The following is a 12,463-nucleotide window of genomic DNA, read 5'->3' as shown; positions in this document are numbered from 1 at the left end:
GCCCGGCCGGGCGATCTGACATGGCCATGCTCGAGCGCCACGAGATCGAGATTGCCCGCATCTACGTGCCGGTCAAGCGCGCCAAGGCGCTGGATGCGGCCCGGGTCGAGGCGCTGGCCGAGGACATCCTCGAGCACGGCCAGCAGACCCCGATCAGCGTCCGGCTCGAGCGACGCCCCGACGGCGAGCGCTATGTGCTGGTCGAGGGGCTGCACCGGCTCGAGGCGCTGAAGGCGCTGGGCGAGACCACGGTGACCGGATTTTTGGTGCAGCCGCGCATCCGCTGAGGGCGGTTTCGACGGACGGCTAAACTTGCGGTTGCACGGTTTCAGGTTTGCTCTGTTTCTAATTGTTTTCATTCGAAAAATTCCATACCAGACTGCCTGATACCGTGTTATGTTTATGGCCGAATCTTGTTCATGGTCGGGCCCGGTGCTGCGGGTTTCGGCCGCAGCGCCAGATCAGGGGGTCGTTATGTCCGACGTATTTCAGCTTGCTACCAGGTACCGCAGCCGGCTGAAGGCCGAGCTGGCCAAGGTTGAGGAATTCCTGCGCATGGCCGAGGAGCTGTCGAAGGGCGGCGACATGGACGACGGGCTGCCGTTCAGCAAGGGCAACGGCGCGGCCAGGGTGGAGGCCAGGCCCGCCGAGGCCAAGCCGGCCGAGGCCGAGGCGGCCAAGCCCAAGCCGGCCGACGCGCCGAAGACCCCGTTCGACCGGTTCCGCGCCGCCGGCGCCTGAGCCTTTCGGGCCCCGGGGATCGCACCGTCCCGAAGCGGTGCCGCCCGTCGGAGCGAGGTCGCTCCGGCGGGCGCGTTTTTTGCGGCGCTCAGCTGCCGATGCCCAGCGCGAGCACCTGCAGGCCGATGGCGCCGCCGACGATCGGCACCACCGTCCAGGTCCAGCCCAGGCGCAGGCAGAGAAAGAACAGAATCGTTCCGATGATGCTCGGCCAGTAGTGGACGAAGAAGGGCGAGGTGAAGATGCCTTCCACGTCCGACGGCTTGAGAATGTCCAGCGCAACCATGTGCCACCCCCCGGCGCCCCCCCGGGCGCGGCGCCATTGTGCCGCAAGCGGGGGCCGGCGGGCAAGGCGCACAGGGTGTCCACGCGTGGACATATGGTCAAGTTATTGATTTTAATAGAACATCTATTCGGACGGTTTTCGCCGCCGGTGTGGGCAGGCCGGGCGGGCGGAGGTTCGGCGCGTAGGGCGGGCTTCATCCCGCCACGCCGGAGTCCCGGCCGGGGGATGGCGGGCTGAAGCCCGCCCTACCCGGTGGGGCGGCGCGCGCGACCGGCGGTAGGGCGGGGTTTGGGCGGCGGCCGTGGGTTGACGGGGTGATGCCCGCCCGACATGCGGCGATGGGTAGGGTGGGTGAAACCCACCAGTGGCGGGCGGTGTTGGCGCGGTGCGCGGTGGGTTGGCACCCACCCTACGCTTGCTCGCCATCACCGCCTGCGCCCGGAAGCTGCTGACCATCCTCAACGCCATGTTCCGCGACCAGACCGAGTACCGCCCCATATGAGGATGCGAAAGACAGTTGCTACGCTTGCTACCCTAAGCTTGCTTGTTTTTTTGCCAAATGCTGATAAATTTACTTCTGAAACTCGGCCGCGGTGAAATTGTCCATGACGAGAAGAAAATTCCTAAGACTTTATGAAGAACAGTTCGAAAGTAGCATCAAAGAATTTGAATTTTATGTCGACAAATCCGAACATTTGATGGAATTGATCTGGTCTCTTCACAACATTATACTAATGAATAGCGATCGATTTTCGATGAGCACTCCAGTAGCCGTTTCTGGTATTCGTAGCTATTTGCGCCACGCCGCCCTAATGTCTTTCCAGCGCGATCCAAATATCGGTCTAGGTTTAACGCGAATGGCCTGCGAACTCGCGCGCGATGCGATCATTTTCTCGAAAGATCCAGAGCTTGAAAAGCTGTGGTTTTCGAAATCATCTGGAGATAGAAAAGAATATCAGAAGAAATTCCGATTCTCCGAGATCAATTCAGTTGGGAATGCTCTATACGCCTATTTTAAGAAAACTTCAGAGTTCGGTGTTCATGGCCATTATTTTTTCCCAAGCCGTATTGGAGTGATCGAAAACGTTGCTGGAGAAAATTTCATTCGAATGGGAGTGTCAAGTGAATTCATAAAAAGCGCCTTGACAACAACGATTCATGTGGGTCATTTGTTTTTGATCGGATTCTTGACAGAGAGCAGCGCGATTTTCAACGAAATTGGAGACTCGGGGAATCGAAAAGCGGTTGATTCGATCAAATATCTAGTTCGCCAATTTAAATTTTCTCCTGATATTTAATCATCCTGCTCAATTGGTCACCCATCCATCTTCAACGCATTAATAAACGCCTCCTGCGGGATCTCGACCCGGCCGAACTGGCGCATGCGCTTTTTACCGGCCTTCTGCTTCGCGAGCAATTTGCGCTTGCGGGTGATGTCGCCGCCATTCGTCATGCCCCGGCTTGACCGGGGCATCTCTCGGTCGGCAGGGGATCGCCCGGTCAAGCCGGGCGATGACGGAGAGGTGGGCCGGGCGATGACGGAGAGGTGGGCCGGGTGAGGACGGAGGTCTCAGCCTTGAGGGCGCTCCCGTCGTCACCGGCATATCTGGTCCCACAGGTCGCGCCACCCGGGGTTCGTGGCGGCGATCAGCGCCGTTTTCCAGCGCCGGGGCCACTTCTTCAGGCGCTTCTCGCGCCGGATCGCGCTTTCGGCGTTGTCGTGCGGCTCGAACCAGACGAGCCGATGGAGGTTGTAGCGTTTGGTGAAGCCGTCGGCGGCTCCTGTGCGGTGCTGCCAAGCGCGTTGGACGAGGTCGCTGGTCACGCCGATGTAGAGCGTGCCGTCGGGGCGGTTCGTCATAATGTAGACGAAGAAGGACTTTGCCACGACGCGTCGCTTAGGGGCCAAGGATGCCCCGGTCACGCCGGGGCATGACCCAGCTCGACAGGGCGCTCACGGGCGCTCACCCATCCATCTTCAACGCATTGATGAACGCCTCCTGCGGGATCTCCACCCGGCCGAACTGGCGCATCTTCTTTTTACCGGCCTTCTGCTTGTCGAGCAATTTGCGCTTGCGGGTGATGTCGCCGCCGTAGCACTTGGCGGTCACGTCCTTGCGGAGCGCCGAGATGGTCTCGCGCGCGATGACGCGGCCGCCGATCGCGGCCTGGATCGGGATCTTGAACAGGTGCTGGGGGATCAGCTCCTTGAGCCGCTCGCACATCTGGCGGCCGCGCGCCTCGGCCTTGTCGCGGTGCACGATGGTGGCGAGCGCGTCGACCGGCTCCTCGTTGACCAGGATCTGCATGCGCACCAGCTCGCCCGCCTCGTAGCCGTCGAGGTGGTAGTCGAAGCTGGCATAGCCCCGCGTCACGCTCTTGAGCCGGTCGTAGAAGTCGAACACCACCTCGTTCAATGGCAGGCGATAGACCACCATGGCCCGGCCGCCGACGTAAGTGAGGTCCTGCTGGCGGCCGCGCCGGTCCTCGCACAGCTTGAGCACGTCGCCTAAGTATTCGTCGGGCACCAGGATGGTGGCCTTGATCCAGGGCTCCTCGATGCGGTCGAGCTGGGTCGGCTCGGGCATGTCCACGGGGTTGTGCAGCTCGCGCATGGCGCCGTCGCGCAAATGCATGCGGTAGACCACCGAGGGCGCGGTGGTGATCAGGTCGATCTGGTACTCGCGCTCGAGCCGGTCGCGGATCACCTCGAGGTGCAACAGCCCCAGGAAGCCGCAGCGGAAGCCGAAGCCCAGCGCGGCCGAGGATTCGACCTCGTGGGTGAAGCTGGCGTCGTTCAAGGCCAGCCGCTCGACCGCGTCGCGCAGGTCCTCGAAGTCGGCCGAGTCGACCGGGTAGAGGCCGCAAAAGACCACCGGCACGGCGGGCTTGAAGCCCGGCAGCGGGTGCGCGCAGGGGTGGCGCTCGTGCGTGATGGTGTCGCCCACGCGGGTGTCGCGCACCTGCTTGATCGAGGCGGTGAGAAAGCCGATCTCGCCGGGGCCGAGCACGTCGGTCTGCGTCATCCTGGGCGTGAAGATGCCGACCCGGTCGACCTGGTAGAGCGCGCCGGTCTGCATCATGCGGATGCGCTCGCCGCGCTTGAGCACGCCGTCCATGATGCGGATCAGCACGATGACGCCGAGATAGGCGTCGTACCACGAATCGACCAGCATGGCCTTGAGCGGCGCCCCGGCGTCGCCCGCGGGCGCGGGCAGGCGGTTGACGATGGCCTCGAGCACCTCGGTGACGCCGGCGCCGGTCTTGGCCGAGATCAGCACGGCGTCGGCGGCGTCGATGCCGATCACGTCCTCGATCTGGGTCCTGACGCGCTCGATGTCGGCGGCGGGCAGGTCGATCTTGTTGAGCACGGGCACGATCTCGTGGTCGGCGTCGATCGCCTGGTAGGCGTTGGCGAGCGTCTGCGCCTCGACCCCTTGCGAGGCGTCGACCACCAGGAGCGAGCCCTCGACCGCGCGCATCGAGCGCGAGACCTCGTAGGAGAAGTCGACATGGCCCGGCGTGTCGATCAGGTTGAGCAGGTACTGGCGGCCGTCCCTGGCCTTGTAGACCAGGCGCACGGTCTGGGCCTTGATGGTGATGCCGCGCTCGCGCTCGATGTCCATGGTGTCGAGCACCTGGGCCTTCATCTCGCGCCCCGTCAGCGTGCCGGTCATCTCGATCAGCCGGTCGGCGAGCGTCGACTTGCCGTGGTCGATATGGGCGACGATCGAGAAGTTGCGGATGTGGCTCAGGTCGGTCATGGGGCGCGCTTATGGAGCGGGGCCGGGATGGCGTCAAGAACGCGCCCGGAGCGCGGGCAGCAGGGCGCGGGCGGCCGCCTCGATCAGGTCGAGCGTGCGCGCGTAGTCGGCGCGGGAGCCTCCCCAAGGGTCGGGGATCTCGCAGCCGGCGGGGTCGAACAGGCGCAGCTCGGCGCGGGCGTGCGGGGGGCGCAGGCGTGTGAGCTCGGCGAGGTTGGCGCGGTCCATGGCGAGGATCAGGTCGAAGGCGTCGAAGTCGGCCGGCGCGACCCGGCGGGCGCGCAAGGCGGCGAGGTCGTAGCCGCGCGCGCGGGCCACAGCGACGGCCTCGGGCGTCGGCGGCTCGCCCACATGCCAGGCGCCGGTGCCCGCGGAGTCGATCTCGATGGCGAGCCCCTCGGCCGCGGCGAGCGCGCGCAGCACCGCCTCGGCCGTGGGCGAGCGGCAGATATTGCCGAGGCAGACGCACAGGATGCGCATTGCGGTGCGGGCTCCCTTCGCTAGACTGGCGCAAAACGCGCAATCGGGCAGAGAGGCATAGCGATGATCCGGGCAATGGTGAAGGGCGTGCTGGCCGCGGCGGCGCTGGGCGCGCTGCTGGCGGCGCCGGCCGGGGCGCAGGACAAGCAGGCGTCGACGCGGCCCAAGGGCTGCGTGATCGAGCAGTGGCCGGCCTTCCTCGCGCCCGGGCCGCAGAGCCACACGTTGCGCGAGCGGATCCCCACGCCCGCGGGCGAGATCGACGCCATCGCGTTCGGGCCGCTCGAGGGCGAGTACGCCAAGCTCTACATGTTCTTCCTGGTCAAGGGCGGCTGCGAGCGCAAGGTGTTCGTGGTCGGCTCCTACGGCTACATGAACGACTTCGCGCGCCAGCGCGGCGAGATCGGGCCGAACCAGCGGATCTATCATCTCGACATGTTCACGCCCCGGCGCCACAGGACGCTGGAGATCCTGCACGACCGGCCGGGCTATGCCGCGATGCGCGCCCGGGCGCTCAGCGAGCTGCGCTGAGCGCCTGCTCCTCGCGGGCCGCGGCCGCGTCGAGCCGGCGCAGCCAGGGCAGGGCGGCGAGCAGGCGGGCCGCGAGCAGGCCCCAGATGAGGGCGAGCACGCCCAGCGCCACGCCCGCCGCGCGCGCCGGCGGCGCCCCCAGATCGGCATACTGCCAATAGCCGAGCAGCGCCGGCAGCAGCACGCTGCCCGCGAGCAGCAATGCGCCCGAGGGACCGAGCCGGGTCAGGTCGGCGTCGCCACGCGGCAGCGGCGGGCGCAGCCAGCGGCCGGCCCGGGCCGAGGCCACCAGGTCGCGCACCCTGAGCGCGCGCAGCCCCCGCGTCGAGCGGCGCACGCGGGCGCGGAAGGCGGGGCTGAGCCGCGCCGCCACCGGCACCAGCGTGGCGTAGCCGGTGAAGGCGGCCGGCTCGTCGAAATAGTTGAGCGGATCGACCTGCGCCATGTCGATTCCGAACTCCGCGGCGAAGGCGGCGAGGAAGGCGCGCCCCTCGTTGCAGTCCAGGCCGAGGTCGCCGCGCAGCCGGGCCTCGAGCGTGATCTCGGCCTCGGGCACGCCGCTGGCGCGGCTCACCAGGGCGCGGACGCGGTCGAAATGGGTTTGACGGGCCATCGCGGGTGTCCATTGTGGGCCGGGGCAGCATAGCGCGGATCGCGGCGATGCGCACGGACCACCGCACGGACCGGATCGTGATCCTCACCGGGGCGGGAATCTCGGCCGAATCCGGGCTCGGCACATTTCGCGACCGGGGCGGGCTGTGGACCCGGTTCGACCTGGCCGAGGTGGCGACGCCCGAAGGCTATGCCCGCGACCCGGGCCGGGTGCTCGAGTTCTACAACATGCGGCGGCGCACCTGCCGCGAGGCGGCGCCGAACCCCGCCCACGCGGCGCTGGCGCGCCTCGAGCGCGACTGGCCGGGGCGGGTGACGCTGATCACCCAGAACATCGACGACCTGCACGAGCGGGCGGGCGCGTCCGAGGTGATCCACATGCACGGGCGCATTATGCGCGCGCTGTGCGCGGCCTGCGCCAATCGCTGGGACTGGCGGGGCGACATGAGCCCGGCCGATGCCTGCCCGGCCTGCGCCGCGGCCGGCGCGGTCAGGCCCGACGTGGTGTGGTTCGGCGAAATGCCCCACGCGCTCGACACCATCGAGGAGCGGCTCGCCGCCTGCGACCTGTTCGTCGCCATCGGCACGTCCGGCTCGGTCTATCCGGCGGCGGGCTTCGTGGCTGAGGCGAAGCACCGCGGCGCCCGAACGCTGGAGATCAACCTCGCGCCCTCGGACAACGCCGCGCTGTTCGACGCGCGCATCCTCGGGCCGGCCGGCGAGGCGGCGCCGGCTTGGGTGGCGCGGATGCTGGGGGCGTGAGGCGCGGCAGGGGGCCTAGGACCCGGCGGCGACGAGATCCCAGAACTCGCCCCGGTCGTTGCTGCGGGGGAACGGCTCGTCGGGCGCGGCGACGCCGAGGAAGTCGCACAAGGGGCCCCAGCCCTCCCTGGCCTGGAAGACCAGCAGCCGCTCGGGCGGGACGACCGACCAGACCGCGTCGTTGTGCGCCTGGAACGCGTCGATCAGGCCTTGCCGGTCGAGGCCGGGGGGAAATCCGGTCCGGTTGACCACCGCCACGCTCATGTCGAACCAGGCGCGCATGTGCGGCGGCGCTTCGTCCGCCGTCGCCATCAGCCGGTAGATGGTTTGCGAAAAACTGTCCGCCCAGCTCTCGGCGCTGCGTACCGTGAGGACGAATTTCGCGTCCGGACAGGCACTGCTGAGCTCGCGGAAGAAGCAGGCCGTGGGCCAGTCCACGGCGCTTTCATAGCCGTCATAGATGGCCGGCCAATCGGGCGAGCCCTGCGCGGCCGCGGCCCACAGCGGCACCTGCACCGGCTTGTTGCGCAGCACCTCCTCCATGTGATGGCAGGGACCGAACCCCAGCTGGTCGATCGCGAGCTTCAGCGAGTAGGTTCCGGTCCGGCCGACGCCGGCGCCGATCACGCGCAGTCCCATGCTCGACTCCTCGATGTCGCAAAGATGCGGCGCGCGCGAACCGGCGCCCCCCCGGGTGGCACGCTAGCACGGTTCGATCGCGCGGCGCATTGTAATTTGTCGCAGCCGGGAGCGGATCAGGCGCCGACCGATCAGACCCCCATCGATCAGACCCCCATCGATCAGACCCCCCTCGAGCAGACCCCCCTCGATCAGACCCCCGCGCGGCGGGCCAGCGCGAGCACCAGGTTGATCGGCGAGAAGGTGCCGAAGCCCACCGTCAGCGCGAAGGTGCCGCCGGTGATCAGCCACAGCTCCATCTGCCCGCGGCGCGACAGGCCGGCGCGGGTGGCCCACCAGGTCAGCCCGGCATTGACGCCGAGGATGGCGCTGACCGTGATCAGCGAGACCAGCACCGCGACGACCGCGTGGCCCTGCGCAGCCAGCCCCATCATGCCGTGCCAGACGATGCGCCCGACCACCGGCGCCACGACGAGATTGAACAGGGTGAAAAGCGCGACCGGCGCGCGAGCGGCCTGGGGCATCGGGGCCTCCTTTGGCGTCCCCTCCTGGCGACGCGGCGCGCTCGAACAGCGCGCGAAAATGGGCGGTGCGCGACACGCGCACGGCGTTTTCTGACATGCGGGCGATGAAAATTCACCAGATTTTTTCACCGGACGAAAGGGGAGGAGCCGCCGGTGCACGACAGCGCCCACGACAGCGCCCCGGAGCCCGGGCCGCAGGCCACGCCCGCGCGCGCCAGCGGCGTCGGCGCCGATCTGCGCGCGCTGAGGAAGGCGCGCGGCCTGACCCTGGCCGAGCTGGCGCTGAGCGCCGGCCGCTCGGTCGGCTGGCTCTCGCAGGTCGAGCGCAATCTGGCCGAGCCGACCATCTCGGACCTGCATCGCCTCGCCGATCTGCTCGAGCAGCCGATGTCGCTGTTCTTCGGCCCCGACCCCGCGCCCGGGCCCGAGCGCGGCTATGTGGTGCGCGGCGGCGCGCGGCGCACGCTGGGCTCGGCCGAGGAGGGGCTGAGCGAGCAGCTGCTCTCGCCCGACCTCGCGGGCTCGTTCGAGATCGTGCGCTCGGTGTTCGACGCCGGCGCCGAGCGGCGCGCGTTCGTCACCCGGCCGACCGAGGAGGCGGGCTATCTGGTCGCCGGCGAGCTCGAGCTGTGGATCGGCGCGCGGCACTTCCACCTGCGCCCGGGCGACAGCTTCCGCTTCCGGGCCGAGCCCTTCCGCTGGCGCAACCCCGGCACCGAGCCCGCCGTGGCGGTGTGGGTGATCGCGCCGCCGGTCTACTGAGGAGACAGCCATGGCACAGATCCCCTCCACGGCACGCGTGGTGATCATCGGCGGCGGCGCGGTGGGCTGCTCGGCGCTCTACCACCTGGCGCTCAAGGGCTGGACCGACTGCCTGCTGATCGAGCGCGACGAGCTGACCTCGGGCTCGACATGGCACGCGGCGGGCAACGTGCCGACCTTCTCGGCCTCCTGGGCGATCATGAACATGCAGCGCTACTCGACCGAGCTCTATCGCGGGCTGGCCGAGGCCGTGGACTATCCGATGAACTACCACGTCACCGGCTCGGTCCGGCTGGCGCATTCGAGCGAGCGCATGCAGGAGTTCGAGCGGGTCAAGGGCATGGGCCGCTACCAGGGGCTCGAGATCGAGGTGTGCACCCCCGACGAGCTGAAGGCGCATTATCCCTTCCTCGAGCTGCACGACCTCAAGGGCGGGTTGTTCGATCCCTATGACGGCGACATCGACCCGGCGCAGCTGACCCAGGCGCTGGCCAAGGGCGCGCGCGACCGGGGCCAGAAGATCGTGCGCTTCTGCTCCGTCACCGGCGTGCGGCGGCAGGGCGGCGAATGGGTGGTGGCCACGCCCCAGGGCGAGGTGCGCTGCGAGCACGTGGTCAACGCTGCGGGCTATCGCGCCGGCGAGGTCGGGCGGCTGTTCGGCCGCGAGGTGCCGATCGTCGCCATGTCGCATCAGTACATCATGTTCGACGGCGTCGCGGAGGTGCAGGACTGGTCCGAGCGCGCCGGCCGCAAGCTGCCGCTGTTGCGCGACGTGGACTCCTCCTACTACCTCAGGCAGGAGAAGTTTGGCTTCAACCTCGGGCCCTACGAGCGCGACTGCCGGGCGCACTGGGTCAGCGCGGACGACCCGATGCCCGCGGACTTCTCGTTCCAGCTCTTCCCCGACGACCTCGAGCGGCTCGAGTGGTATCTCGAGGACGCCATGGCGCGGGTGCCGCTTCTGGGCCAGGCGGGGCTGAGCCGGGTGGTGAACGGGCCGATCCCCTATGCCCCGGACGGCAACCCGCTGATCGGGCCGATGCCTGGGGTGCCCGGCGCCTTCGAGGCCTGCGTGTTCACCTTCGGCATCGCGCAGGCCGGGGGCGCGGGCAAGGTGCTGGCCGAATGGGTGGTCGAGGGCGGCACCGAGTGGGACATGTGGTCGTGCGACCCGCGCCGCTTCGGGCCCTGGGCCGAAAAGGACTACTGCGTCGCCAAGGCGAGAGAGGTCTACGGCCACGAATACGCCATGCACTTCCCGTGGCATGCCTGGCCGGCGGGGCGGCCCAAGCGCTGCTCCTCGGTGCACGACAAGGTGGTGGCGCTGGGCGGCCAGATGGGCGCCTTCAACGGCTGGGAGCGCGCGCTGTGGCTCGCGCAGCCCGGCGACGACACCTCCGAGGAAGCGACCCAGACCTGGTCCCGCTCCGGCCCCTGGGAGAAGCGCATCCGCGAGGAATGCGAGGCCGTGCGCGACGGCTGTGGCGTGCTGGACCTGCCGGGCTTCTCGCGCTTCAAGGTCAAGGGCGAGGGCGCCGATGACTGGCTGCGCGGGCTGGTGGCGGGCGCGCTGCCTAGGATCGGCCGCGTCGGCCTGGTCTATTTCGCCGACCACAGGGGCCGGATCGTCACCGAGATGTCGGTCACCCGCGAGGCCGAGGACCAGTTCGTCCTGGTCACCGCCGCGGCGGCCCAGCTCCACGACCGGGAGTGGCTGGAGCGGCATTTGCCCGAAAGCAGTCCCATCACCATCGAGGACTGGACCGAGCAGATCGGCACCCTGATCGTCGCCGGCCCGAAGTCGCGCCAGGTCATCGGCGCGCTCTGCGGGGCCGACCTGACGCTGCCCTGGCTCAGCTTCCAGGAGACCGAGATCGCCGGGCACTGGGCGGCGCTCTTGCGGGTCTCCTTCACCGGCGAGCTCGGCTGGGAGATCCATGCCGAGATGGAGAAACTGCCCGAGATCTACGACCTGGTGCTGGCTCAGGGCGCCAGGCCCTTCGGCATGTTCGCGCTCGACAGCCTGCGCATCGAGAAGGGCTATCGCACCTGGAAGGGCGATCTCTCGACCGACTACACGCTGCTCGAGGGCGGGCTCGACCGCTTCGTCAAGCTCGACAAGCCGCAGGACTTCCCCGGCAAGGCGGCGCTCCTGCGCGAGCGCCAGCGGGGGGTGGCCAAGCGCTTCACGACCATGGTTGTCGACGCCGGCGCAGCGGATGCGCCCTACATGTCGACGGTGTGGAGAGACGGCGAGGTGGTGGGCGAGACCACCTCGGGCGCCTGGGGCTACCGGGTCGGCGCCTCGATCGCGCTCGCCATGGTGCGGGCCGACTGCACGGCGCCCGGCACGAGGCTCGAGGTCGAGATCTACGGCGAGCGCCGCCCCGCGGTCGTGCAGCCGGACGGTCCGATTTGGGACCCCGGCAACGAAAGGCTGAAGGCATGAGCCGGGTGACGCTTCTCGACGGCGGCATGGGCCAGGAGCTGATCAAGCGCAGCCCGGCCGAGCCCACCTCGCTGTGGTCGGCCGAGGTGATGATGCACATGCCCGACCTGGTGCGCGACGTGCATCTCGACTTCATCCGCGCCGGCGCGCGCGTCATCACCGTGAACGCCTATTCCTGCACCCGCGACCGGCTCGAGCGGCAGGAGCACGGCGACAAGTTCGAGGCGCTGCAGCGCCGCGCCTGCCTGCTGGCCGAGGAGGCCCGCAAGGCGAGCGGCGTGGCGGTGGCGATCGCCGGCTGCCTGCCGCCGCTGGCCTGGAGCTACCGGCCCGAGCTGGCCAACGACCCCGACGAGATCGCGCCCATCTACGCCGAGATCGCCGCGCTGCAGGCGCCGCATGTCGACCTGTTCCTGTGCGAGACCATGAGCCATTCGGGCCAGGCGCTGGGCGCGGTGCGCGGCGCGCTCGAGGCCGGCGGCGGCAAGCCGGTCTGGGTCTCCTGGACCCTGATGGACGACGCGACGGCCCGGCTGCGCTCGGGCGAGAGCATCGCCGAGGCCGCGGCCCGGCTCGAGGGGCTGGCGGTCGCCGCGCGGCTCGTCAATTGCTCCGTGCCCGAGGCGATCACCGCAGCGATGCCGGAGCTCGCCACCCTCGACGGCCCCTTCGGCGGCTATGCCAACGGCTTTTGCGGCATCAGCGCCGATTACAAGCCCGGCGCCACCGTCAAGGCGCTGTCGGGCCGCGAGGACGTGACACCGGCGGCCTATGCCGCGACTGCGCTGGGCTGGGTCAAGGCCGGCGCCTCGATCGTCGGCGGCTGCTGCGAGATCGGGCCGGCGCATATCGCCTCGCTGGCCCGCCGCCTGGCCGAGGCCGGCCACGAGATCGTCGGGGTGGCGCCATGACG

Annotated in this window: 15 protein-coding genes and 1 pseudogene; 8 read left to right on the top strand and 8 right to left on the bottom strand. The window is 68.7% G+C overall.

The window, feature by feature from the left end:
* Positions 1-287, top strand: a 287-nt coding sequence (locus AC32QD_RS06205) for a ParB N-terminal domain-containing protein (RefSeq protein ID WP_492009615.1), incomplete at its 5' end; no start/stop codon positions are given.
* 187 nt (positions 288-474) lie between these two features.
* Complete coding sequence (locus tag AC32QD_RS06200; protein ID WP_492009614.1) at positions 475-741, top strand: hypothetical protein; 267 nt, start codon at positions 475-477, stop codon at positions 739-741.
* A gap of 88 nt (positions 742-829) precedes the next feature.
* On the opposite strand, the gene AC32QD_RS06195 is transcribed toward AC32QD_RS06200, so the two are convergent.
* Positions 830-1,027: a hypothetical protein gene (locus AC32QD_RS06195; protein WP_492009613.1), complete on the bottom strand. Its 198-nt coding sequence runs from the start codon at positions 1,025-1,027 to the stop codon at positions 830-832.
* A 605-nt stretch (positions 1,028-1,632) separates the two neighbouring features.
* On the opposite strand from AC32QD_RS06195, the gene AC32QD_RS06190 reads away from it, so the two are divergent.
* Complete coding sequence (locus AC32QD_RS06190) at positions 1,633-2,325, top strand: hypothetical protein (protein ID WP_492009612.1); 693 nt, start codon at positions 1,633-1,635, stop codon at positions 2,323-2,325.
* 17 nt (positions 2,326-2,342) lie between these two features.
* Here the strand turns inward: AC32QD_RS06190 and AC32QD_RS06185 are convergent.
* The 4 genes and pseudogenes from AC32QD_RS06185 to AC32QD_RS06170 all read right to left on the bottom strand — a co-directional run.
* A pseudogene (locus AC32QD_RS06185) lies at positions 2,343-2,471 on the bottom strand (hypothetical protein); the annotation flags it as partial.
* A 150-nt stretch (positions 2,472-2,621) separates the two neighbouring features.
* Positions 2,622-2,915, bottom strand: coding sequence for a GIY-YIG nuclease family protein (locus AC32QD_RS06180; RefSeq protein WP_492009611.1), 294 nt, complete (start codon positions 2,913-2,915; stop codon positions 2,622-2,624).
* 76 nt (positions 2,916-2,991) lie between these two features.
* Positions 2,992-4,791, bottom strand: a complete 1,800-nt coding sequence (gene lepA, locus AC32QD_RS06175) for a translation elongation factor 4 (RefSeq protein ID WP_492009610.1) — start codon at positions 4,789-4,791, stop codon at positions 2,992-2,994.
* A 33-nt stretch (positions 4,792-4,824) separates the two neighbouring features.
* The gene (locus AC32QD_RS06170; RefSeq protein ID WP_492009609.1) at positions 4,825-5,271 is read right to left on the bottom strand and encodes a low molecular weight protein-tyrosine-phosphatase; all 447 of its coding nucleotides are present in this window, start codon (positions 5,269-5,271) and stop codon (positions 4,825-4,827) included.
* 63 nt (positions 5,272-5,334) lie between these two features.
* Here AC32QD_RS06170 and AC32QD_RS06165 point away from each other — a divergent pair, with 63 nt between their 5' ends.
* A complete protein-coding gene (locus AC32QD_RS06165; protein WP_492009608.1) occupies positions 5,335-5,802 on the top strand; it encodes a hypothetical protein in 468 nt (155 codons plus the stop codon).
* Here the strand turns inward: AC32QD_RS06165 and AC32QD_RS06160 are convergent.
* Positions 5,786-6,415 carry a DUF1493 family protein gene (locus AC32QD_RS06160; RefSeq protein ID WP_492009607.1) on the bottom strand — a complete coding sequence of 210 codons (630 nt, stop codon included), beginning with the start codon at positions 6,413-6,415 and terminating at the stop codon, positions 5,786-5,788. The genes AC32QD_RS06165 and AC32QD_RS06160 overlap by 17 nt on opposite strands.
* A gap of 47 nt (positions 6,416-6,462) precedes the next feature.
* Between AC32QD_RS06160 and AC32QD_RS06155 the strand changes: the two genes are divergently transcribed.
* The gene (locus tag AC32QD_RS06155; RefSeq protein ID WP_492009606.1) at positions 6,463-7,176 is read left to right on the top strand and encodes an NAD-dependent deacylase; all 714 of its coding nucleotides are present in this window, start codon (positions 6,463-6,465) and stop codon (positions 7,174-7,176) included.
* Positions 7,177-7,191: 15 nt separating this feature from the next.
* On the opposite strand, the gene AC32QD_RS06150 is transcribed toward AC32QD_RS06155, so the two are convergent.
* Together AC32QD_RS06150 and AC32QD_RS06145 are read right to left on the bottom strand one after the other, a co-directional pair.
* Positions 7,192-7,815, bottom strand: a complete 624-nt coding sequence (locus tag AC32QD_RS06150) for a sulfotransferase family protein (protein WP_492009605.1) — start codon at positions 7,813-7,815, stop codon at positions 7,192-7,194.
* A gap of 191 nt (positions 7,816-8,006) precedes the next feature.
* A complete protein-coding gene (locus AC32QD_RS06145; RefSeq protein ID WP_492009604.1) occupies positions 8,007-8,339 on the bottom strand; it encodes a hypothetical protein in 333 nt (110 codons plus the stop codon).
* Positions 8,340-8,492: 153 nt separating this feature from the next.
* Between AC32QD_RS06145 and AC32QD_RS06140 the strand changes: the two genes are divergently transcribed.
* The 3 genes from AC32QD_RS06140 to AC32QD_RS06130 are packed head-to-tail and all read left to right on the top strand — an operon-like array spanning position 8,493 to position 12,461.
* Positions 8,493-9,101 carry a helix-turn-helix domain-containing protein gene (locus tag AC32QD_RS06140; protein ID WP_492009603.1) on the top strand — a complete coding sequence of 203 codons (609 nt, stop codon included), beginning with the start codon at positions 8,493-8,495 and terminating at the stop codon, positions 9,099-9,101.
* Positions 9,102-9,111: 10 nt separating this feature from the next.
* The gene (locus tag AC32QD_RS06135) at positions 9,112-11,550 is read left to right on the top strand and encodes a GcvT family protein (RefSeq protein WP_492009602.1); all 2,439 of its coding nucleotides are present in this window, start codon (positions 9,112-9,114) and stop codon (positions 11,548-11,550) included.
* Positions 11,547-12,461 carry a homocysteine S-methyltransferase family protein gene (locus tag AC32QD_RS06130; protein ID WP_492009601.1) on the top strand — a complete coding sequence of 305 codons (915 nt, stop codon included), beginning with the start codon at positions 11,547-11,549 and terminating at the stop codon, positions 12,459-12,461. The genes AC32QD_RS06135 and AC32QD_RS06130 overlap by 4 nt, the downstream gene beginning before the upstream one ends.
* Positions 12,462-12,463 lie beyond the last annotated feature (2 nt).

This window comes from Thermohalobaculum sp. (assembly GCF_058622915.1).
This window is presented reverse-complemented; position numbering and strand designations above follow the sequence as displayed.

Bases quoted from the DNA above. Each gene is read 5' to 3' on its own strand.
- AC32QD_RS06130 (WP_492009601.1), top strand. From the start codon at position 11,547: ATGAGCCGGGTGACGCTTCTCGACGGCGGCATGGGCCAGGAGCTGATC.
- lepA (WP_492009610.1), bottom strand. From the start codon at position 4,791: ATGACCGACCTGAGCCACATCCGCAACTTCTCGATCGTCGCCCATATC.
- AC32QD_RS06195 (WP_492009613.1), bottom strand. From the start codon at position 1,027: ATGGTTGCGCTGGACATTCTCAAGCCGTCGGACGTGGAAGGCATCTTC.
- AC32QD_RS06165 (WP_492009608.1), top strand. From the start codon at position 5,335: ATGATCCGGGCAATGGTGAAGGGCGTGCTGGCCGCGGCGGCGCTGGGC.
- AC32QD_RS06155 (WP_492009606.1), top strand. From the start codon at position 6,463: ATGCGCACGGACCACCGCACGGACCGGATCGTGATCCTCACCGGGGCG.
- AC32QD_RS06150 (WP_492009605.1), bottom strand. From the start codon at position 7,815: ATGGGACTGCGCGTGATCGGCGCCGGCGTCGGCCGGACCGGAACCTAC.
- AC32QD_RS06200 (WP_492009614.1), top strand. From the start codon at position 475: ATGTCCGACGTATTTCAGCTTGCTACCAGGTACCGCAGCCGGCTGAAG.
- AC32QD_RS06135 (WP_492009602.1), top strand. From the start codon at position 9,112: ATGGCACAGATCCCCTCCACGGCACGCGTGGTGATCATCGGCGGCGGC.
- AC32QD_RS06160 (WP_492009607.1), bottom strand. From the start codon at position 6,415: ATGGCCCGTCAAACCCATTTCGACCGCGTCCGCGCCCTGGTGAGCCGC.
- AC32QD_RS06190 (WP_492009612.1), top strand. From the start codon at position 1,633: ATGACGAGAAGAAAATTCCTAAGACTTTATGAAGAACAGTTCGAAAGT.
- AC32QD_RS06145 (WP_492009604.1), bottom strand. From the start codon at position 8,339: ATGCCCCAGGCCGCTCGCGCGCCGGTCGCGCTTTTCACCCTGTTCAAT.
- AC32QD_RS06170 (WP_492009609.1), bottom strand. From the start codon at position 5,271: ATGCGCATCCTGTGCGTCTGCCTCGGCAATATCTGCCGCTCGCCCACG.